General features: G+C 60.4%; 15 protein-coding genes. 6 read left to right on the forward strand and 9 right to left on the reverse strand.

Features of this window, described 5'->3' with window-relative positions; all coding sequences use genetic code 11:
* The first annotated feature begins 407 nt into the window (after nucleotides 1-407).
* A complete protein-coding gene (locus ACX3M4_RS26085) occupies nucleotides 408-2,471 on the forward strand; it encodes an elongation factor G (protein WP_459355893.1) in 2,064 nt (687 codons plus the stop codon).
* Between the two features lie 300 nt (nucleotides 2,472-2,771).
* The gene (gene msrP, locus ACX3M4_RS26090; protein ID WP_459355894.1) at nucleotides 2,772-3,734 is read left to right on the forward strand and encodes a protein-methionine-sulfoxide reductase catalytic subunit MsrP; all 963 of its coding nucleotides are present in this window, start codon (nucleotides 2,772-2,774) and stop codon (nucleotides 3,732-3,734) included.
* Between the two features lie 492 nt (nucleotides 3,735-4,226).
* Here the strand turns inward: msrP and ACX3M4_RS26095 are convergent, their stop codons facing one another.
* On the reverse strand, nucleotides 4,227-4,646 hold the full coding sequence (locus tag ACX3M4_RS26095) for an Lrp/AsnC family transcriptional regulator (RefSeq protein ID WP_459355895.1): 420 nt from the start codon (nucleotides 4,644-4,646) through the stop codon (nucleotides 4,227-4,229).
* 139 nt (nucleotides 4,647-4,785) lie between these two features.
* Between ACX3M4_RS26095 and ACX3M4_RS26100 the strand changes: the two genes are divergently transcribed.
* Nucleotides 4,786-6,465, forward strand: a complete 1,680-nt coding sequence (locus tag ACX3M4_RS26100) for a M20/M25/M40 family metallo-hydrolase (RefSeq protein WP_459355896.1) — start codon at nucleotides 4,786-4,788, stop codon at nucleotides 6,463-6,465.
* Nucleotides 6,466-6,830: 365 nt separating this feature from the next.
* Here the strand turns inward: ACX3M4_RS26100 and ACX3M4_RS26105 are convergent, their stop codons facing one another.
* Genes ACX3M4_RS26105 through ACX3M4_RS26115 form a run of 3 tightly spaced genes read right to left on the reverse strand, consistent with a single transcriptional unit; the run spans nucleotide 6,831 to nucleotide 9,789 of the window.
* Nucleotides 6,831-7,727 (reverse strand): LysR family transcriptional regulator, encoded by an 897-nt coding sequence (locus tag ACX3M4_RS26105; RefSeq protein WP_459355897.1) that lies wholly within the window; start codon nucleotides 7,725-7,727, stop codon nucleotides 6,831-6,833.
* 32 nt (nucleotides 7,728-7,759) lie between these two features.
* Nucleotides 7,760-8,740, reverse strand: coding sequence for a thioredoxin-disulfide reductase (gene trxB, locus ACX3M4_RS26110; RefSeq protein WP_459355898.1), 981 nt, complete (start codon nucleotides 8,738-8,740; stop codon nucleotides 7,760-7,762).
* A gap of 50 nt (nucleotides 8,741-8,790) precedes the next feature.
* Nucleotides 8,791-9,789, reverse strand: a complete 999-nt coding sequence (locus ACX3M4_RS26115; RefSeq protein WP_459355899.1) for a mitochondrial fission ELM1 family protein — start codon at nucleotides 9,787-9,789, stop codon at nucleotides 8,791-8,793.
* Nucleotides 9,790-9,988: 199 nt separating this feature from the next.
* On the opposite strand from ACX3M4_RS26115, the gene ACX3M4_RS26120 reads away from it, so the two are divergent.
* Complete coding sequence (locus ACX3M4_RS26120; protein WP_459355900.1) at nucleotides 9,989-10,456, forward strand: Lrp/AsnC family transcriptional regulator; 468 nt, start codon at nucleotides 9,989-9,991, stop codon at nucleotides 10,454-10,456.
* Between the two features lie 20 nt (nucleotides 10,457-10,476).
* Nucleotides 10,477-10,827 carry a VOC family protein gene (locus tag ACX3M4_RS26125; RefSeq protein WP_459355901.1) on the forward strand — a complete coding sequence of 117 codons (351 nt, stop codon included), beginning with the start codon at nucleotides 10,477-10,479 and terminating at the stop codon, nucleotides 10,825-10,827.
* Between the two features lie 33 nt (nucleotides 10,828-10,860).
* On the opposite strand, the gene ACX3M4_RS26130 is transcribed toward ACX3M4_RS26125, so the two are convergent.
* The 4 genes from ACX3M4_RS26130 to ACX3M4_RS26145 all read right to left on the reverse strand — a co-directional run bounded on the left by ACX3M4_RS26130 (nucleotide 10,861) and on the right by ACX3M4_RS26145 (nucleotide 15,848).
* Nucleotides 10,861-11,322 (reverse strand): hypothetical protein, encoded by a 462-nt coding sequence (locus ACX3M4_RS26130; protein WP_459355902.1) that lies wholly within the window; start codon nucleotides 11,320-11,322, stop codon nucleotides 10,861-10,863.
* A 125-nt stretch (nucleotides 11,323-11,447) separates the two neighbouring features.
* The gene (gene greA, locus ACX3M4_RS26135) at nucleotides 11,448-11,921 is read right to left on the reverse strand and encodes a transcription elongation factor GreA (protein WP_459355903.1); all 474 of its coding nucleotides are present in this window, start codon (nucleotides 11,919-11,921) and stop codon (nucleotides 11,448-11,450) included.
* 114 nt (nucleotides 11,922-12,035) lie between these two features.
* Entirely contained in the window at nucleotides 12,036-15,398 is a 3,363-nt protein-coding gene (gene carB / locus ACX3M4_RS26140) for a carbamoyl-phosphate synthase large subunit (protein ID WP_459355904.1), read from the reverse strand.
* A 171-nt stretch (nucleotides 15,399-15,569) separates the two neighbouring features.
* Nucleotides 15,570-15,848, reverse strand: a complete 279-nt coding sequence (locus tag ACX3M4_RS26145; protein ID WP_459355905.1) for a helix-turn-helix domain-containing protein — start codon at nucleotides 15,846-15,848, stop codon at nucleotides 15,570-15,572.
* Nucleotides 15,849-16,718: 870 nt separating this feature from the next.
* On the opposite strand from ACX3M4_RS26145, the gene ACX3M4_RS26150 reads away from it, so the two are divergent.
* Nucleotides 16,719-17,156, forward strand: a complete 438-nt coding sequence (locus ACX3M4_RS26150) for a MerR family transcriptional regulator (protein WP_459355906.1) — start codon at nucleotides 16,719-16,721, stop codon at nucleotides 17,154-17,156.
* A 214-nt stretch (nucleotides 17,157-17,370) separates the two neighbouring features.
* Here ACX3M4_RS26150 and carA read toward each other — a convergent pair whose 3' ends face one another.
* Complete coding sequence (carA, locus tag ACX3M4_RS26155; RefSeq protein WP_459355907.1) at nucleotides 17,371-18,555, reverse strand: glutamine-hydrolyzing carbamoyl-phosphate synthase small subunit; 1,185 nt, start codon at nucleotides 18,553-18,555, stop codon at nucleotides 17,371-17,373.
* Nucleotides 18,556-18,622 lie beyond the last annotated feature (67 nt).

The following is an 18,622-nucleotide window of genomic DNA, read 5'->3' on the forward strand; positions in this document are numbered from 1 at the left end:
GTGGCTCCTGTCTTCCCCGCACGGCAGGGACTTCTCCTGTCAGATAGGAATGGTCCGGCCGAAGTCCATGGCCGCCCGGGAGGGGAGCAAGGCGAGGTGGCAGTCCGGCAGTGGTTCTAAAAGCGGCGCCAAGGCCTTGAAGTCAGGGAAGAAGCCGCTCGAAAGCAAACCGGCGCAGAAGAAAATTGCTGCGCTGCCGCGTAAGTTTCCCTTGCGTAGCCGCCTTTATCGGCGCGACGATGATTGTCCGCCCCTGGTCGAAGGACCATGCTTTTCGGGGCCTGGGTTTAAGTGCCCCAGGAATTGGCCTTCGATCCCATCCGGGCGTGACGCGGCAGGCCGCGTCCCACTACGCCGGCCGTGCCGCGTTGTTGCGGGGACATCCTCGAACAAACGGGAGGCTCAATATGGCTAACTCTTCTAACGGAAAAGGATCTGCTGCGGGCAGTGCGCCGCGCTGCATCGCCCTAGTTGGTCCGTTCGGCAGCGGCAAAACAAGCCTTTTGGAGGCGTTGCTGGCGCGAACGGACAAAGTGGCCCGTCAGGGAACCGTTGCCGACGGCAACACGGTGGGCGATGCCTCGCCGGAGGCGCGCGCACATGGCATGAGCGTGGAAGTGAACATTGCAGATGCGGAGTATCTCGGCGACCGCTTCATTTTCGTCGACTGCCCGGGATCGGTGGAATTCCTGAGTGAAATGGACGGGGCGCTGAGCGGGGCCGACCTCGCCGTTGTTGTGGCCGAGGACGATGAGCGCAAGGTTCCCGCCCTGCAGCTCATCCTGAAAGCCCTTGAAGCCCGCGACATTCCGCGGGTTTTGTTTTTGAACAAGATCGACAAGAGCACCCGCCGGGTGCGAGACGTGCTTGGCCTGCTGCAGCCGGCGTCGTCCGTGCCGCTGGTGTTGCGGCAGATCCCGATCTGGGAGGACGGCCAGGCGACGGGCTTCATCGATCTCGCCCTGGAGCGGGCGCATGTCTATCACGAGAAGGAAGAAAGCACCCAGATCGACATGTCCGATGAGGACAGGACACGCGAGCACGAAGCCCGTTTCTCGATGCTGGAACACCTGGCGGACCATGACGACGATCTGATGGAAGCCTTGCTGGAGGATATTGCTCCCGACCGGGACAAGGTGTTCGCGGATCTCGTCAACGAAATGCAGGACAGCCTCATCTGCCCGGTGTTCTTCGGCTCTGCGGAGCATGGCAACGGTGTCAGCCGGCTGCTGAAGGCGCTGCGTCACGAGGTGCCGGGCGTCGATCTGCTGGCAAAACGGGTTCTGGGCAAGACCACGCGGTCGGCGCTGCAGGTGGTAAAGACCCTGCACACCCAGCATGGGGGCAAGCTGTCGATTTCCCGCGTCCTGGACGGCATTGTCTCCGATGGCGATGCCCTGTTCCTGAACGGCGATCAGGAAATCAAGGTCTCGGGGCTTTTTTCGGTCTTCGGCCAGCAGGCGACCAAGATCGCGACGGCTTCCAAGGGAGACCTTGTCGCGCTCGGACGGCTGGACGATGTGCAGACCGGCGACCTGCTTTCCTTTGAGAACGGAAGGATCACCAGCGCGCAGCAGCCCGATAGCCGCAGTCCGGTGCTGGCAACGGCGATTGCCGCCACCCAGCGCAAGGACGAGGTGCGCCTGTCGGCGGCGCTTGCAAAACTCGTGGAAGAGGACCGCGGCCTCGTCGTCAGCCAGAACCAGACGACGGCGGAAACGCTGATGGCCGGGCAGGGCGAGATGCATCTCAGGGTCGCGCAGGAGCGGCTTGCCGGGAAATACGGTCTCGACATTGCCGCGCACACGCCGCACGTGCCTTACGCCGAAACGATCCGCGGCAGCACCAAGCTGCGCGGGCGCCACAAGAAGCAGTCCGGCGGCCATGGCCAGTTCGGCGATGTGGTCATCGAGATCAAGCCGCTCCCACGCGGGGAGGGGGTTCAGTTCTCCGACACGATCACCGGCGGTGTGGTACCGAAGCAATATATCCCGTCTGTCCGGGACGGTGTCCTCGACGCGCTCGGGCAGGGACCGCTCGGTTTCCCGGTGGTGGATGTCGCCGTCTGCCTGACGGACGGGTCCTACCACTCCGTCGACAGCTCCGACCAGGCCTTCAAGATGGCAGGTATCCTGGCGATCCGCGAGGGATTGCCGGAATGCAAGCCGGTGCTGCTGGAGCCGATCCACAAGGTGGTGATCGCCTGCCCAAGCGATGCGACGGCCAAGGTCAACGCCATCGTCTCCACAAGGCGCGGGCAGCTCCTCGGCTTCGATGCCCGGCCTGACTGGGCCGGCTGGGATGAGGTGCAGGCCTTGATGCCCGAGGCTGAAATCGGCGACCTGATCATCGAGTTGCGTTCGGCAACGGCGGGTGTTGCCAGCTATACCTCGGAGTTCGACCATATGGCCGAGCTTTCCGGCAAGGCGGCGGATCTGGCCTTGCAAAGGTCCGGCAAACAGGCGGCTTGAAGCATACCTTCAGAAATGGATATGGAGAGGGGCTTCACAGCCCCTCTTTTTTCACCGGACGTCATCCCGGGCGCAGCGCAGCGAACACCAGGGACCCGGGACACTCGGGCACAGGTTTTGTGACAGAAGATAGTATGTAGGTTCCCGGGTCTCCGCTTGCGCGGAGATCACAACCGTTTTCGTCGCGGTTCCAGTGCGACTTTACTTTCCCCGATCACCTCGCCGCCCATCCCGGTCACCAGGGCGTTATTTGCCATTGATGACCGATTCCGGTTTGCTGCGGCAAACGGGAGACTGACGATGAACATCTTGAAAAAGCGCAGCTGGGACCTGCCTGAGCGCGAGGCGACGCCCGAGTATGTGTTTTTGAACCGCCGCCAGATCCTGGCCGGCATGACCGGGGCCGGTGCGTTGCTGGGGTCCGGGATCGGCATACGGCCGGCTTTCGCCGAAGGCGATCCGAGTGCCGGGCTTTATCCGGTCAAGCGCAACGGGGCCTACACGCTCGATCGGGACCTGACCGACGAGGAATTCGCTTCCAAGTACAACAATTTCTATGAATTCGGCTCCCACAAGCAGATCTTCCCGGCCGCACAGGCGCTGGAGATCAGGCCCTGGACGGTGGTGCTGGAAGGCATGATCGACAATCCGCAGACGATCGGCATCGACGACCTGCTTGCCAGGATGCCACTGGAAGAGCGGCTCTACCGTCATCGCTGCGTCGAAGCCTGGTCGATGGCCGTGCCGTGGTCCGGTTTTGCACTGGCAGAGCTGGTGAAGCTGGCCGGACCGCAGACGGGAGCGAAATACCTGCGTTTCGAGACCTTCCTCGATCCATCCGTCGCCAGCGGCCAGAAACAGAGCTGGTATCCCTGGCCCTATGTCGAAGGACTGACCCTGGACGAGGCAACCAACGAGCTCGCCTTCATTGCCACCGGCGTCTACGGCAAGCCGCTTGCCAAGCAGTTCGGTGCGCCGATCCGTCTGGTGACCCCGTGGAAATACGGCTTCAAATGCATCAAGTCGATCGTGAAGATCTCCTTCACCGACGAGAGGCCCGTGAGTTTCTGGGAAGAGATCCAGTCGTCCGAATACGGCTTCTGGGCAAATGTGAACCCGTCGGTGCCGCATCGCCGCTGGCCGCAGTCTTCAGAGCGGCTTCTGGGGACGGACGAGCGCCGCAACACGCTGCTCTATAACGGCTACGAGGAGCAAGTGGCGCATCTCTACAAGGATATGAAGGGCGAGCTCCTGTTCATGTGAGACTCGCCTGAATCGGAAAAAATGTTGCGATGCAGCAAAGCATAGGCAAAAAAAGAGCCGGGTCTTAAAGGACCCGGCAGTTTATTTTGATTCACTGAAACCAGTGGAATCACCTTCCAGAGGGGAACAGCTGGTCTAGACATCACTGGGAGGAGGACGTGATGTCCGTGTGACCAACAGTGATGCTTATATGCAGTGCACAAGCCGCTTAAACAAGAGGCAGGGGCGCAGATCTGCTATGCATTTTACGCAGAGCTTGACCGGAAGGTCAAAATTCAACCGGAAAATGTTTTATTTACAGTGGGTTGAGTTAATTGAGGCGATCGGGGTCAGGCCGAAACTTTTTTAATTTCAGGTGAAAAAGCCCGTTTGCCCACAGCGAAAATCGCATCTGGCTGATCATTTTGCGATCTTCACCTTGCTTAAATCGCAGGCGCGGCTGGTCGGGCCAATCTCTGAACTTCCCATGGATGCCTGAAATTGCACCAGAATTCACGCTGGCCCGAGAAGCATGAACGTTTCCGATTTTGCGACGCCGTTCATGTGCCTGACTTCGGTAATGATCCGGTTCATCTCCTGCACGCCGGCAACTTCAATCTCCGCGATGAGATCCCAGACGCCATTGGTGTTGGAGACGGAGGCGATGCCCGGAATGCGCTTGATCGAAGAGACCGTGTTTCGGACATTGCCGCCGGCAAGCTCGATCAGCAGGATGGCGCGCAGCATGTTCTCGGGGAGGTCGTCGCTGAGGCGGATGGTAAAGCTCTTGATCGTGCCGCTCGCAATCAGCTTGTCGAGGCGGGCCTGAACGGTGCCGCGCGCGACCTTCAGGATCTCCGCCAGTTTGGGCAGCGAAGCGCGGCTGTTGATCCTGAGTTCGGCAATAAGCCTGCGATCCAGTTCGTCCATCATGGGCTTTCTGACGATTTCGGAGAAAGATCTGTCATAATAGTCAGGTTTCTGAAAAATTTGACAGCTTTTTGCGTTTTCATTTCAAGCGGTGCGTGGTGTCTGGGAAGCATCGCAGCAATTGCAGAGGGGGGCCGGGATGATGCATCAGGACAAAATGGACACAAGAAGCCGGGTCAATATCGAAGACTGGCAACCGGCAAGGCGGGTCGAAGAGCTTGCCTGCCGGCTTGTCGGAATTGCGAGCGAGACCGGGACGCCCGAAGAAGCCGCCTTTGCGGATAAGCTGGTCGCGATCCTGCAGGAGATCCCGTATTTTCAGGAAAATCCCTCCGATATCCGGCTGGCCGATGCATTAGGCCATTCGAAGGCCCGCAACGTCGTTGCGGTCGTTCGCGGCAAGGGGCGCAAGACGCTGGCCCTGACCGGGCACTACGACACGGTTTCGGTCACCAACTATCACGAACTGGCCGGGCTCTCGCGCGACCCTCATGCGCTCAAGGACGCGTTGATCGACGATCTTTCCGGGCGGGACCTGAACGCGCAGGAAACAAAGGCTTTGAGCGACCTGATGGCCGGGAACTTCCTTCCGGGCAGGGGCATGCTCGACATGAAGAGCGGCCTTGCCGCCGGCATCACCGTCCTGGAACGCTATGCAAGCCTGGAAGAGCGTGCGGGCAATCTCATGTTGTGTTGCAGCCCGGACGAGGAACGGGACAGCCGGGGCATGCGGGCCTTGCGTAACTGGCTGCCGGAGCTGACACGCGACATGCAGCTTGACCTTGCCGGTGCGATCAACATGGATGTTTCCTCCGACCAGGGCGACGGCAGCGAGGGGAGGGCGGTCTTTGCAGGCACGATCGGCAAACTGATGCCGTTTGCCCTCGTCGTCGGCCAGAGCTCCCATGCCAGCTATCCATACGAAGGCGTCAGCGCGCAGCTTGTCGGCGCGGAAATCCTGCGCTCCATCGAAGCCAATCCGGAGCTTTGCGATCAGGACGATGCGGCGGTCTCTCCGCCGCCGATCTGCATCGAGGCGCGAGACCTGCGGCAAGTCTATGAGGTGACCACGCCGGAGCGGACCTGGCTTGCCTTCAACTGGCTTTACCATTCCCTGACGCCGGAAGATCTGTTTGCCCGGTTCCGCGCCAGGGTTGAGGCCGCATCGCAGGCGGTCATCGAGCGGAGCGCCGCCAATGCCCGTGCCTTTGCGGAGAAATCCGGCATGCCGGCGACGCCGGACCCTGCTGCGCTGCGTGTCATCACCTATGCTGAATTAAGGGCTGTTGCCGCCGCCAGGATCGGGGACGGGTTTGGAGAGGCACTGCGGACAAAAGAGGCGGAGCTGAAGGCAGTCGACAATCCCCTGACCGTCAGCCGGGAGCTGACGGACTGGCTGGTCACCAGGGCCGGTCTTTCGGGACCGCTCGCGGTCGTCGGCTTTGCCAGTCTTCATTACCCGGCCACCCGGCTGGATCCCGGCCATCCGCACGACGCGGCGCTTCAGAGAGCCATTACCGAAACGCTGGCAAGCCGGGACGGAGATCTGTCGCGGCGCGTCAAATGGCGGCCCTATTTCGAGGGTATTTCCGACATGAGCTTTTTCGGTCAGCCCCGCTCGGAGACTGCCGGAACCGTTGCGGAAAACACGCCGGCACCCTGGCTCATCGACCAGCCGGTGGACGATGCGCTTCGCTGTCCGATGGTGAATATCGGTCCCTGGGGGCGCGAGTTCCATCAAAAGCTGGAACGCGTGCATATGCCCTATGCATTCGACGAGCTACCGAAGATCCTCGCCGGGATCTGTGACCGGATGCTGTGAAAGGTGAGTATGCCTCATTCTCGACGGTCGTGAATGGACCAAGGTGCCTTCTAACACCTGCCCGCTACATCTCCGGTTCGTCGCAGGCAATCGCATTTGGAAAAGAAATGCGGAAACCGCAGATGTCACCCCGGGCGACCAAAAGGAGACCCGGGGCCTACTCGTTTCCAGAGAGCTGGAACCTGTTGTACGTCAACCAAAACAGTTTCCCGGTTTGATAAGTGGCCATGCGTGTGGACCCCGGTTCTGCGCTGCGCTTGCCCGGGGTGACACCGAGAAGGCAATCTTGCAAACCCGTTTGGTGAGAAGTCACTCACATGGGCTTGCCCGTAACGGGCTAGAAACCGGCAACGACCCAACAGACCTTAAAAGGCCCAGTTTTCCGCGTAGGTCAGCAGAAACTCGCGGAAGGCGGTGACGCGGGCGGTGTTTTTTAGCTCCGATGGATAGACGAAATAGGTATCGAAGGACGGCACCTTGTCTTCCAGATCGGCCATGAGCGGTACCACGTTCGACGACTTGTCGATGATGTAGTCCGGCAACATGGCGATGCCGACGCCGTTCTGAACCGCCCGCTTGATGGCGACAAGGTTGTTGGCCTTCAGCACCGAGCGCCGCGGGCTGGTCGGGAGGCGTCCTGCCGTTTCGAGCCAGTTCATGGAGCGCAGATAAGCGGGCGCCTGTTCGCCGAAGGTGATCAGGCGGTGCGTATCGAGATCTTCGATCGAGACAGGCGTGCCGAAGCGCTGCAGATATTCCGGCGACGCGTAGAGGTGGAAATGCACCGTGAAGAGCTTGCGCTGGATAAGGTCGGGCTGGGTCGGCTGACGCAAGCGGATGGCCACGTCCGCCTCGCGCATGCCGAGGTCGAGCTCGTCGTCGTCGAAGATCAGGTGCAGGTCGACGTCCGGATAAAGATCGATGAAGTTCTTGATCCGGGCTGTGAGCCAGGTGGAGCCGAGACCGACGGTCGTCGTCACGCGCAGGATGCCGGAGGGCTTGTCCTTGCTGTCCGAAAGGCTCGACTGCACCGCCTCGAGTTTCATCAGGACATCGTTGGCGGTGCGGTAGAGCAGTTCGCCCTGTTCGGTCAGGAGCAGGCCGCGGGCATGCCGGTGGAACAGCGGCACACCGAGATCATGCTCCAGTGCGCTGACCTGTCGGCTGACCGCTGACTGGCTCATATGCAGCGTGTCGCCCGCATGCGTGAAGCTGCCCGCCTGCGCGGCCGCATGAAAGATGCGCAATTTGTCCCAATCCATGCGTGCCCCTCCGCAGGACCCGTCAGGCCGTCTTACTCGGCGGCCTGCCTTGTTGCTGCTGATTCATGTTCGGCCAGAAACTTCTCGGCTTCAAGCGCGGCCATGCAGCCCATGCCGGCAGCGGTGACCGCCTGGCGGTAAATGTCGTCGGTGACGTCGCCGGCCGCGAAGACGCCCGGGATGGAGGTCCTGGTCGAATCCGGAGCTGTTTCGAGGTAGCCGTTCGGCTTCAGCGTCAGCTGGTCCTTGAAGAGTTCCACCGACGGCGCGTGGCCGATGGCGATGAAGACGCCGTCCGTTGAGATTTCCTGCAGAGCACCGGTCTGGGTGTTCTTCAGGCGCACGCCGGTCACGGCCTTCGGCGTGCCGCCGCCGAGGATCTCGTCGACCTGGCTGTCCCAGATCACGTCGATCTTGGGATGCTGGAAGAGGCGGTCCTGCAGGATCTTTTCCGCGCGCAGGCTGTCACGGCGGTGCACCAGCGTCACCTTGGACGCAAGGTTTGCCAGATAAAGTGCTTCTTCCACGGCGGTGTTGCCGCCGCCGATCACGACCACTTCCTTGTTTCGGTAGAAGAAGCCGTCGCAGGTCGCGCAGGCCGAAACGCCGGCGCCCATGAAATCCTGCTCCGACGGCAGACCGAGCCAGCGGGCCTGGGCACCGGTCGCGATCACCAGTGTGTCGGCGGTGAAGATTGTGCCGCTGTCGGCTTCCAGGCGGAACGGGCGGACTGAAAGGTCGGCCTTGACGATGGTGTCATAGAGGACCTTCGTGCCGACATTTTCTGCCTGCTTCTGCATCTGCTCCATCAGCCAGGGGCCCATGATGGGATCGGCGAAGCCCGGATAGTTCTCCACATCCGTGGTGATGGTCAGCTGACCGCCCGGCTGGATTCCGGCCACCAGCGTCGGTTCGATCATGGCGCGCGCGGCGTAGATCGCCGCCGTGTAACCGGCCGGGCCGGAACCGATGATCAGAAGTTTGCTGTGTTCCGTATTCTTGTCCGTGCTCATGGGCGCACCTTGTCCTGTTTTCTGTCCCGGCCTCGACCGGAGGTCTGACCCTAAGGGGCGTTTGTTTCTTGCTGCCGCATGGCCGCGTAGTCGCTCAAGATGCGGCTGGCGATCGCGGGCGTGGCATCCATCGGCTCGTAGGTAGTGGTTTTCAACGGGCCTGGGAAGGGGTGAATGACACCTAGGCGCTGCAGGGTCCCCAGAAACCGGGTAATTTTGCCGTGTCCGCCGCCCGGATGGAAGACATGGATGGGTTTTCCGGTCGCAGTCGCCTCGCCGATCATGTTGGTGGAATCGGCCGTGGCGATGATGGCGTCGGCCTTGGCAAGAAAATGGCCGTAGGGATTGGGCTCGCCGCCGGTCCAGTAGAGGTGCCCGCCTGCCTTGGCAAGACTGGCGAGGCCATCGGCGAGGGGCGCAGGGGTTCGCCTAGACGCGGTGATCATGAATTTGGCTTTGGCCGTCTCGGCAGTTTCGCTGAGACCGGTCAAAAGCCGGGTCTGGTCGTCCTCGGAAAATGTGTGGTGACGGCTGTCGCCGCCGATGAGGACGGCGACCCGGGGGGCACCGAGCCTGTCGATCTCGGGGTTGGACTCCGACCGCAGCCTTTCCAGGACCGATGCCGAGAACTTGTGCGGCGAGGTTGGCGTTACCAGAACGTTCGGACCTCGCAGGCGGTCATGTTCGGGCACCCAGATGAGGTCCGCCGTCTTCGGTCCGGTGCGCGGGTCCTTCAGGAAAACGGTAAAGGTTTGCCCACCGGAGAGTTGCTTGACCCGGCGCAGATAGGCGGCAGCGCGGCGGCCGGAGGCAATCGCGATATCCGGATAAGGCGGGGCGATGGGGCTGCCGGGCCGGTCTTCCCGCTCGCGCGGATCGGTCGGGCCATAGGGCAGCCACCAGGAATAAGGCGCGCGAGGTGCGACCTTGCGCGTCTCGTAAGGCAGACCGATCGCCTCGGCGACGCCGGCGCACTGGGCCAGGTCGCCCGCCTTGCCGTCGGTCAGAATCCAGAGGGAGGAGGGGGAAATCTCCGGTTGTCTCTGCATCGTCTGGAGAGGTTCCCCTATCGTAATCTTTCGAAATCGTGCGCAATTTTGTTATAGTCTTGCACAAACGCGCAAAAAATCATAATTCGGCACCGGAAACGCACGTTATCGCGGGATGCCCGAATCCCGCAAGACGAAGGGCCGGATCTGGGACATCTTCCCACAACCGGTTCCCGTGTGAAGCTCGAAGGAGACAGGTGTGAAAGCGCGGCTCGATGCCATTGACTGGCAGATCCTGAAAGAACTGCAAGACGACGGCCGGATGACCAATGTCGAGCTGGCCCGCCGGGTCGGCATTTCCGCACCGCCCTGCCTGCGCCGTGTCCGCGCGCTGGAAGAGGCGGGCCTTATCCTCGGCTACCGTACTCTGCTCGACGAGAAGCAGCTCGGCTACGATGTCACGGCCTTTGCCATGGTCGGGCTGCACAGCCAGACCGAGGCGGATCTGATTGCCTTCGAACAGACGGTGCAAAGCTGGCCGCTGGTGCGCGAAAGCTACATGCTGTCGGGCGAAGTCGACTTTCTGCTGATGTGCGTCTCGCCGGATCTGCAGACTTTTCAGAATTTCATCATCCGCGACCTGACCGCGGCGGCCAATGTCGATAGCGTGCGCACTGCACTGACGATCCGCCGCACCAAGGACGAACCGGTCGTCCCGATCAGCTGAATTCGGAAGGTTCAGCTGCCTTGGCTGTCAAACGGATCGTTTCGAACATAGCTTCCGGGGAGCCCCGCCTGGCAGAGACGTTCTATTGCGACGTCCTGGGTATGAACCTGGCGATGGACCATGGCTGGATCGTGACCTATGCCGGTGACGGACACGCCCTGGCCCAGATCAGCATTGCCAGCGAAGGCGGCTCGGGAACGCCCGTCCCGGATCTTTCCGTCGAAGTGGATAATCTCGAGGAAGTGCTCGAGAAGGCGAAGGCGCTCGGTTTTCCGGTCGAATACGGCCCGGCAATCGAACCCTGGGGTGTGCGGCGATTCTACGTCCGCGATCCATTCGGACGCCTCGTCAATGTGCTGCAACACCTCTGAGCACACAGGGCGTTGCCGTGGCAACGCCGGTATTCAAGTGTTCTGCCCCTCGATCCTTCTCCGCAGCCTCCGCATCAGCACGATATCCCTGATGGCACTGGTGACAAGCGTGAAACCGACGCTGAGCGCCAGGCAGGTCGTCAGAACGGCGATCGGCAATGGCTGATGGTAGTGAAATTCGTTCAGTAGCCGGTCGAAAGGATCAAGGCCCGAATAGAGGCGGCTGTGGACTATGTCGCTGAAGGGGCCAAATTCCAGCGAGCCGTATTTCAGGTAACGCAGACCGAAGACGACCACAAAGACGGCAACCGCCAACGCGACCAGAAAACCGAAAATCCGTAGGGCGAAAAACACGGCTTTTTCATGCCGGTGTTTCAGGAGCCGCCGGAACACAAGCCGTTCCCGAACGTCGAGCCTGCCATAGGCATACCAGCGGTAGATCCACAGCGGAACGGCTGCGAGCAGAAGCCAGGTGGCGATAGCATGAAAGACCATGGGAATTCCCATCAAACGCTGCTCAGGCGGTTCGTGCAAACAGTAAACCGCGCAAGCCGATCATCGCTGCTACTTTAGCGATTGACCGGCCAGCGTCAAAGGGAATGGTCCAGATAGTCGAAGGATCAGACGAAGCGGACGTCGACGATCTCGTAGGAACGGGCACCGCCCGGCGCGGAGACCTCGACGCTGTCGCCGGTGGTCTTGCCGATCAGGGCGCGGGCAATCGGAGAAGAAATGGAGACCTTGTTCTGCTTCACGTCGGATTCGACGTCACCGACGATCGTGTATTTCTTCTCTTCTTCTGTGTCCTCGTCGATCAGCGTTACGGTCGCGCCGAATTTGATGATGTCGCCGGACAGTTTGGTCACGTCGATCACTTCCGCACGCGACAGCTTGTCTTCGAGTTCCGCAATGCGGCCTTCGTTCAGGCTCTGTGCTTCCTTGGCCGCGTGGTATTCGGCATTTTCCGACAGGTCGCCATGCGCACGGGCTTCTGAAATTGCTTCAACGATGCGCGGACGCTCAACGGCGGTACGTTCCTTCAGCTCATCCTGAAGCATTTTGTATCCGGCGGAGGTCATCGGAACTTTTTCCATGGGTCTCAGACCTTCAGATTATTGGGTCCACCTTAATCACGGACCGCGCTTTGACAAAAACAAACCAAGCCGGGAAAGGCGCGCTTTCCCGGCCGGTCAACGTGTATATTAGCCTTAGCCGAAGTAGGATTGTAAAGGTCTTACTTCAAGGCTCCCCGCCTTGTGGGCGGCAATGCCTTTTGCCGCGGCCACGGAACCTGCAAGGGTCGTATAATACGGAACCTTGTTGAGGAGGGCCGCCCGGCGCATCGACCGGCTGTCGGAGATGGCTTGCGCGCCTTCGGTCGTGTTAAAGACGAGCTGGACCTCACCGTTCTTGATAGCATCGACGATATGCGGCCGGCCTTCAAGCACCTTGTTGATCTTCTTCACCGCGATACCCTGGTCCGCAAGGAACTTCTGGGTGCCGCCGGTGGCGATGATGGTGAAGCCGGCAGCTTCCAGATTGCGCACCGCGTCGACGACGCCGGCCTTGTCTTCATCCCGCATGGAGACGAAGACGGTCCCCTGGTTCGGAACGCCCGTGCCGGAGCCGATCTGCGACTTGGCAAAGGCCTTGCCGAAGGCGGTGTCGAGGCCCATGACCTCGCCGGTGGAGCGCATTTCCGGGCCGAGGATCGTGTCGACGCCCGGGAAACGGGCGAACGGGAAGACGGCTTCCTTGACCGCGATATGGTCGAATTTCTTCTCTGAAAGGCCGAAGGACGCAAGGCTCTCGCCTGCCATCACGCGGCTTGCGATCTTCGCCACCGGCACGCCGATGGTTTTGGCGACGAAGGGCACGGTGCGCGAGGCGCGCGGGTTGACTTCCAGAACGTAGATCTCGCCGCCCTTGATGGCGTATTGCACGTTCATCAGACCGCCGACTTCCAGTCCCTTCGCAAGCAACGTCGTCTGGCGCTTCAGCTCGTCGATCAGCTCCGGGCTGAGCGAGAAGGGCGGCAGGGAGCAGGCGCTGTCGCCGGAATGGATGCCGGCTTCCTCGATATGCTCCATGATGCCGCAGACGAAGACGTCCTTGCCGTCGCAGAGAGCGTCGACATCGACCTCGATCGCGCCGTCAAGATACCGGTCGAAGAGCAGCGGGTTGGTGCCGAGAACCGTGTTGATCTGGCCGGTCTTGTCGTTTGGGTATTTCGCCCGCACTTCCGCCGGGACCAGTTCCGGCAGGGTGCCGAGCAGGTAGGAGTTGAGCGCTTCCTCGTCGCGGATGATCTGCATGGCGCGGCCACCCAGGACGTAGGACGGGCGCACCACCAGCGGCAGGCCGAGCTGGCCGGCGATCAGGCGGCCCTGTTCGACCGAATAGGCAATGCCGTTTTCCGGCTGCTTCAGGTCGAGCTTGATCAGGAGCTTGTGGAACCGGTCGCGGTCCTCGGCAAGATCGATCATGTCCGGCGACGTGCCGAGGATCGGCACGTCGGCCTTCACCAGCGCCTGGGCCAGCTTCAGCGGGGTCTGGCCGCCGAACTGGACGATGACGCCGTGCAGGGTGCCGTTTTCCTGTTCCTTGCGGATGATCTCAAGCACGTCTTCGGGCGTCAGCGGCTCGAAGTACAGGCGATCCGAGGTGTCGTAGTCGGTGGAGACGGTTTCCGGGTTGCAGTTGACCATGATGGTCTCGTAACCCGCATCTTCCAGCGCGAACGCCGCGTGGCAGCAGCAATAGTCGAACTCGATGCCCTGTCCGATCCGGTTCGGACCGCCGCCGAGAATGACCACCTTCTTGCGGTCGGACGGATCGGCCTCGCAGGCCGGTTTGCCCATGAAGGGGGCTTCATAGGTGGAGTACATATAGGCGGTCGGCGAGGCGAATTCCGCGGCGCAGGTGTCGATGCGCTTGAAGACCGGATGCACGTCCAGCTTCTTGCGCAGCTTGACGACGTCGTTTGCTTCCAGGCCTGCAAGGCTGGCAAGCCGGGCGTCGGAGAAACCCATGGACTTCAGTTTGCGCAGGTTTGCAGCGTCCTGCGGCAGGCCGAGCTTGCGCACCTTGGCCTCCATTTCCAGGATGCCGGCCATCTGCTCGAGGAACCAGGGATTGATGCCGCTGGCCTCATAGATCTCGTCGATGCTCATGCCGAGGCGCATGGCCTGGGCGACGTTCAGAAGGCGCATCGGGGTCGGCGTTGCGACCGAAGCGCGCAAGGCATTCCTGTCGTCACCCTGGTCGAAGCCCGGAATGTCGGTCTCATCGAGGCCGTTGAGGCCGGTTTCTAGGCCGCGCAGGGCCTTCTGCAGGCTTTCCTGGAAGGTCCGGCCAATGGCCATGACTTCGCCGACGGACTTCATGGCCGTCGTCAGTGTCGGCTCGGAGCCCGGGAACTTCTCGAAGGCAAAGCGCGGGATCTTGGTGACGACATAGTCGATGGTCGGCTCGAAGGACGCCGGAGTGGCGCCGCCCGTGATGTCGTTCTCCAGCTCGTCGAGCGTATAGCCGACGGCGAGCTTGGCGGCGATCTTGGCGATCGGGAAGCCGGTTGCCTTTGAGGCGAGGGCGGAAGAGCGCGAGACGCGCGGGTTCATCTCGATCACGACCAGGCGGCCGGTGTCCGGATTGACGGCGAACTGGACGTTGGAGCCGCCGGTCTCGACGCCGATCTCGCGCAGCACCGCGATCGAGGCGTCCCGCATGATCTGGTATTCCTTGTCCGTCAACGTCAGGGCCGGTGCAACCGTGATGCTGTCGCCGGTGTGGACACCCATCGGATCGACGTTTTCGATGGAACAGATGATGATGCAGTTGTCCGCCTTGTCGCGGACAACTTCCATTTCATATTCCTTCCAGCCGAGCAGGCTCTCGTCGATCAGGACCTGGCCGACCGGCGAAGCGTCGATGCCGGAGCGCACGATCGTCTCGAACTCTTCCCGGTTATAGGCAACGCCGCCGCCGGTGCCGCCGAGCGTGAAGGCCGGGCGGATAATGGCCGGCAGGCCGATCTCGTCGATGGCGCGCATGGCTTCCAGGTAGCCGGCATTGCGGTCGTAGCCGATGATGCGGCCGTTGTCGTCGTGGATCGCCGGTGAGGAAGCGATGGCGGCGCGCGGGTTCTCCAGGCCGATGACATCCATAGCCGCCCGGAACTTTTCGCGGTCTTCCGCCTTCTCGATCACGTCCGCCCGGGCACCGATCATCTCGACGCCGAACTTTTCCAGGACGCCCATCTGTTCCAGGTCGAGCGCACAGTTCAGCGCGGTCTGGCCGCCCATGGTCGGCAGGAGTGCATCCGGCCGTTCCTTCTCGATGATCTTGGCCACCAGTTCCGGCGTGATCGGCTCGATGTAGGTCGCGTCGGCCAGATCCGGATCCGTCATGATCGTCGCCGGGTTCGAATTGACCAGGATGATGCGATACCCTTCCTCGCGCAGAGCCTTGCAGGCCTGGGTGCCCGAATAGTCGAATTCACAGGCCTGACCGATAACAATCGGGCCGGCACCAATGATCAGGATGGAGGAGATATCTGTGCGTTTTGGCATCTGGGCTCGCAGCTCGCAGCGGCCGTTCCGGATAGCGGGCCCGCTATTCGGTCTGGCTCGGACTTGAGGGTATGACAATGTTGGCTGAGCGCGTCTTATAGGGAAAAGCTGCGCAGGTGAAAACCCCGCCAAGCCGTGAAAGACGACCTTTTCCGTGCCAAAGGCACGACTTTATTCAGCTTCCGTGATTTCCGGCGGCAAAGGTATGGCACTCTGGCCGTCAAAGTCGCCGATTCCGTTGGAAAGCGCATAGCACGCAAGGCGGATGGATTTCGGTATATCGACCGGGCGGCCGTCACGGTTGCCCTTCTCGTAATACTGAATCATGCGCTTCTTCAGGCCGAGACGGTCTGCAGCGTCCTTCTGCTTCAGACCCAACGCCCGCCGCCAGTGTCGGAATTGTTGCGGGGTCATGCCGGCTGCGGCGTTTCTTGCTTTCGAATCGGCCATTTTGTCTTATTCCGGAACGGCTTGGTTTCCTGCGCCAGGCAGTGCGGCGCATGTCCAATGACCTCTGACACAAATAGCCTTGCTGCATTTTTGTCAATCGGGAAGTGCACAATGTGCTCTTTTTTGTCGCCCCCGCCGGATGAAGCCGGACTAAAAAATTGACCCGTTGGTCGAAAAATTGTTATCCTATTGCAATATTGCACTGCGAAGAGAAGTGCGATCGATTTGCCGCAGAAACGCAGGGAAAATTGGAAAGAGAACGGCGGTGGGCATTTCTCCTATAAATTGAATTGCTACTCAAGGCGGTAAAAAACACGTCTGAAACCGCGAAAAATGAGGTAATTTTCCCTATGTCCTACCTAGGGTATTTTGACAGATTGTAATAAACATCAGGGTTAAGACAAAAGTGTTTAAGTATTTTTTCCATTGCGGCTGCCGTGAGGTAAAGAAAATTTATTGTGGATATCCCAATTCAAGAAAAGTCTATTTATTAGATGCAGATTATCGATAATCAATATTTATATGCGTTTTGCCAAACTCAATTGCAAATAAACATTCATAGTTGTGGTTCCTTTCGAATTTGTTCTGGTTTTTGAATTTAGCAACACTGAAACTTCTGCGGAAAAGGAATAATAAATCCATTTTTTGCGTAGATTTTAACTGTCAATCCGGTGTAATACACGGATGCTTAGTCTCCTATGAGTTTGGCGTTGGGAGTTTCTGAAGCAGCAAGCCATGCGGTTTGTGCTGCGGGGGCTGTCATTGCAGTGCTAGTGGGACCTGACGACCCGGAGGTGGGACCGGGAAATCGGGAGTGCCGCAATACCCAGCCAGACTTGGAACAATAAAGACAAGATCGGGCTTATAAGTATGAACAATGTAGCTACTAAGATGGTCGTGGTTCCGGACATTGCCGGACCGGGGCAGGAAGTTGTCATGGAAGATCGCGCGCTTGCGATCTCCGAAATGTCCGAGCGGTTCGACGTGACCCTCCGGACCCTGCGCTTTTACGAGGAAAAAGGTCTCCTGAACCCGGTGCGCAAGGGCGCGCGCCGCTTCTACGGTGCACGGGACGTGTCGCGGATGCGTGTCATCCTGCAGGCCAAGAAGATCGGCCTGACCCTCGCCGAGATCCGCCGGGTGATCAAGCTGGTGGAAGGCACTTCCAAGCGCGAAGACCAGTACAAGGAACTGCAGGAAATCTGTAAGGCACAGCAGGACATCCTGGTTGAACAGAAGCAGATCCTCGACGAGCAGATTGCCGAAGTCGATCAGATCCTGGTCGCTTTCGACAGCCTCGTCCGCTAGAGCAAATCGCGTTTTGTCGGAATTGCTTTTCGCTGTCTGAAATCAGAGATTTCAACGCAAAAAGCAATGCAAGTTGTTTCCAGTTAAACGCGACACGCTCTAAGTAGCCCAGCCGGCACATTTAAAAACCCCGGCGTGCGCAGGCACGCCGGGGTTTTTGTGTCTTTGGATTTATTGAGCGCTTCAAAGGCTGACAGATCGACCGGCCTCAGGCTCAAGCCGGCTGTTTCGCGCTTTCCATCAGGTCGGTGAAGCGCTTGAAGAGATAATGGCTGTCGCGCGGGCCGGGGGATGCTTCCGGGTGATACTGCACGGAAAAGACCGGCTTGTCCTTCATGGCAAGACCGCAGTTCGACCCGTCGAACAGGGAGACGTGGGTCTGCTGCACGTTTTCCGGCAGGCTCTCCGCATCAACCGCAAAACCGTGGTTCATCGAGGTGATCTCGACCTTGCCGGTGGTGTGGTCGAAGACCGGATGATTGGCGCCATGGTGGCCCTGGTGCATTTTCATGGTCTTGCCGCCGAGCGCAAGTGCCAGCATCTGGTGTCCGAGGCAGATGCCGAAGGTCGGCACGCCCTTGTCGACGATGGTGCGGATGGTCTCGACGGAATATTCACCGGTCGCCGCCGGGTCGCCGGGGCCGTTGGAGAGGAACACGCCGTCCGGCGCATGGCCAAGCACGTCGTCGGCCGTGGCGGTTGCCGGCAGCACGGTTACATCGCAGCCGGCGTCGGCCAGCAGTCGCAGGATGTTGCGCTTGATGCCGTAGTCGATGGCAACGACCTTGAACTTGTGGTCTGCAGCTTCCCCATAGCCCTCGTCCCATTTCCAGGTGGTCTGGCTCCAGGGATGGGACTGGGTGGTGGAAGCGTCCTTGGCAAGGTCCATGCCGACGAGGCCGGGCCAGTTGGCGGCGGCGGCCTTCAGCGCCTCGATGTCGAAATTGCCGTCCGGGGCGTGGGCGATGACGCCGTTGGGCACGCCCTTTTCGCGGATGAGGGCCGTCAGGGCGCGTGTGTCGATGCCGCTGATGCCGATCAGGTTGCGGCTCTTCAGCCAGGCGTCGAGGTGTTTGGCCGCGCGGTAGTTGGCCGGGTCGGTGATGCCGGCTGCCAACACAACGCCACGGATGCCGCTGTCGGCAGCCATGTTGACGGTCTCGATATCCTCGTCATTCGTGCCGACATTGCCGATATGGGGAAAGGTGAAGGTGATGATCTGGCCGGAATAGGACGGATCGGTCAGGATTTCCTGGTACCCGGTCATGGCCGTGTTGAAGCATATTTCACCAACGGCCTGACCTGTGGCGCCCAGGCCCTGTCCTTCGATAATGCTGCCGTCGGAGAGCACAAGGAGGGCGGTCGCCGGGGTCTCGGACCATGCGTCTGCAGTCGTCATGTCTTGTTTCCAGATCTTGTTGGTGACATCATGCGCTGCAGGAAGGGCGACTGGGGCGGGCTGAAAA

Source organism: Roseibium sp. M-1 (genome assembly GCF_054515675.1).

Bases quoted from the DNA above. Each gene is read 5' to 3' on its own strand.
- ACX3M4_RS26085 (WP_459355893.1), top strand. From the start codon at position 408: ATGGCTAACTCTTCTAACGGAAAAGGATCTGCTGCGGGCAGTGCGCCG.
- msrP (WP_459355894.1), top strand. From the start codon at position 2,772: ATGAACATCTTGAAAAAGCGCAGCTGGGACCTGCCTGAGCGCGAGGCG.
- ACX3M4_RS26095 (WP_459355895.1), bottom strand. From the start codon at position 4,646: ATGATGGACGAACTGGATCGCAGGCTTATTGCCGAACTCAGGATCAAC.
- ACX3M4_RS26100 (WP_459355896.1), top strand. From the start codon at position 4,786: ATGCATCAGGACAAAATGGACACAAGAAGCCGGGTCAATATCGAAGAC.
- ACX3M4_RS26105 (WP_459355897.1), bottom strand. From the start codon at position 7,727: ATGGATTGGGACAAATTGCGCATCTTTCATGCGGCCGCGCAGGCGGGC.
- trxB (WP_459355898.1), bottom strand. From the start codon at position 8,740: ATGAGCACGGACAAGAATACGGAACACAGCAAACTTCTGATCATCGGT.
- ACX3M4_RS26115 (WP_459355899.1), bottom strand. From the start codon at position 9,789: ATGCAGAGACAACCGGAGATTTCCCCCTCCTCCCTCTGGATTCTGACC.
- ACX3M4_RS26130 (WP_459355902.1), bottom strand. From the start codon at position 11,322: ATGGTCTTTCATGCTATCGCCACCTGGCTTCTGCTCGCAGCCGTTCCG.
- greA (WP_459355903.1), bottom strand. From the start codon at position 11,921: ATGGAAAAAGTTCCGATGACCTCCGCCGGATACAAAATGCTTCAGGAT.
- carB (WP_459355904.1), bottom strand. From the start codon at position 15,398: ATGCCAAAACGCACAGATATCTCCTCCATCCTGATCATTGGTGCCGGC.
- ACX3M4_RS26145 (WP_459355905.1), bottom strand. From the start codon at position 15,848: ATGGCCGATTCGAAAGCAAGAAACGCCGCAGCCGGCATGACCCCGCAA.
- ACX3M4_RS26150 (WP_459355906.1), top strand. From the start codon at position 16,719: ATGAACAATGTAGCTACTAAGATGGTCGTGGTTCCGGACATTGCCGGA.
- carA (WP_459355907.1), bottom strand. From the start codon at position 18,555: ATGACGACTGCAGACGCATGGTCCGAGACCCCGGCGACCGCCCTCCTT.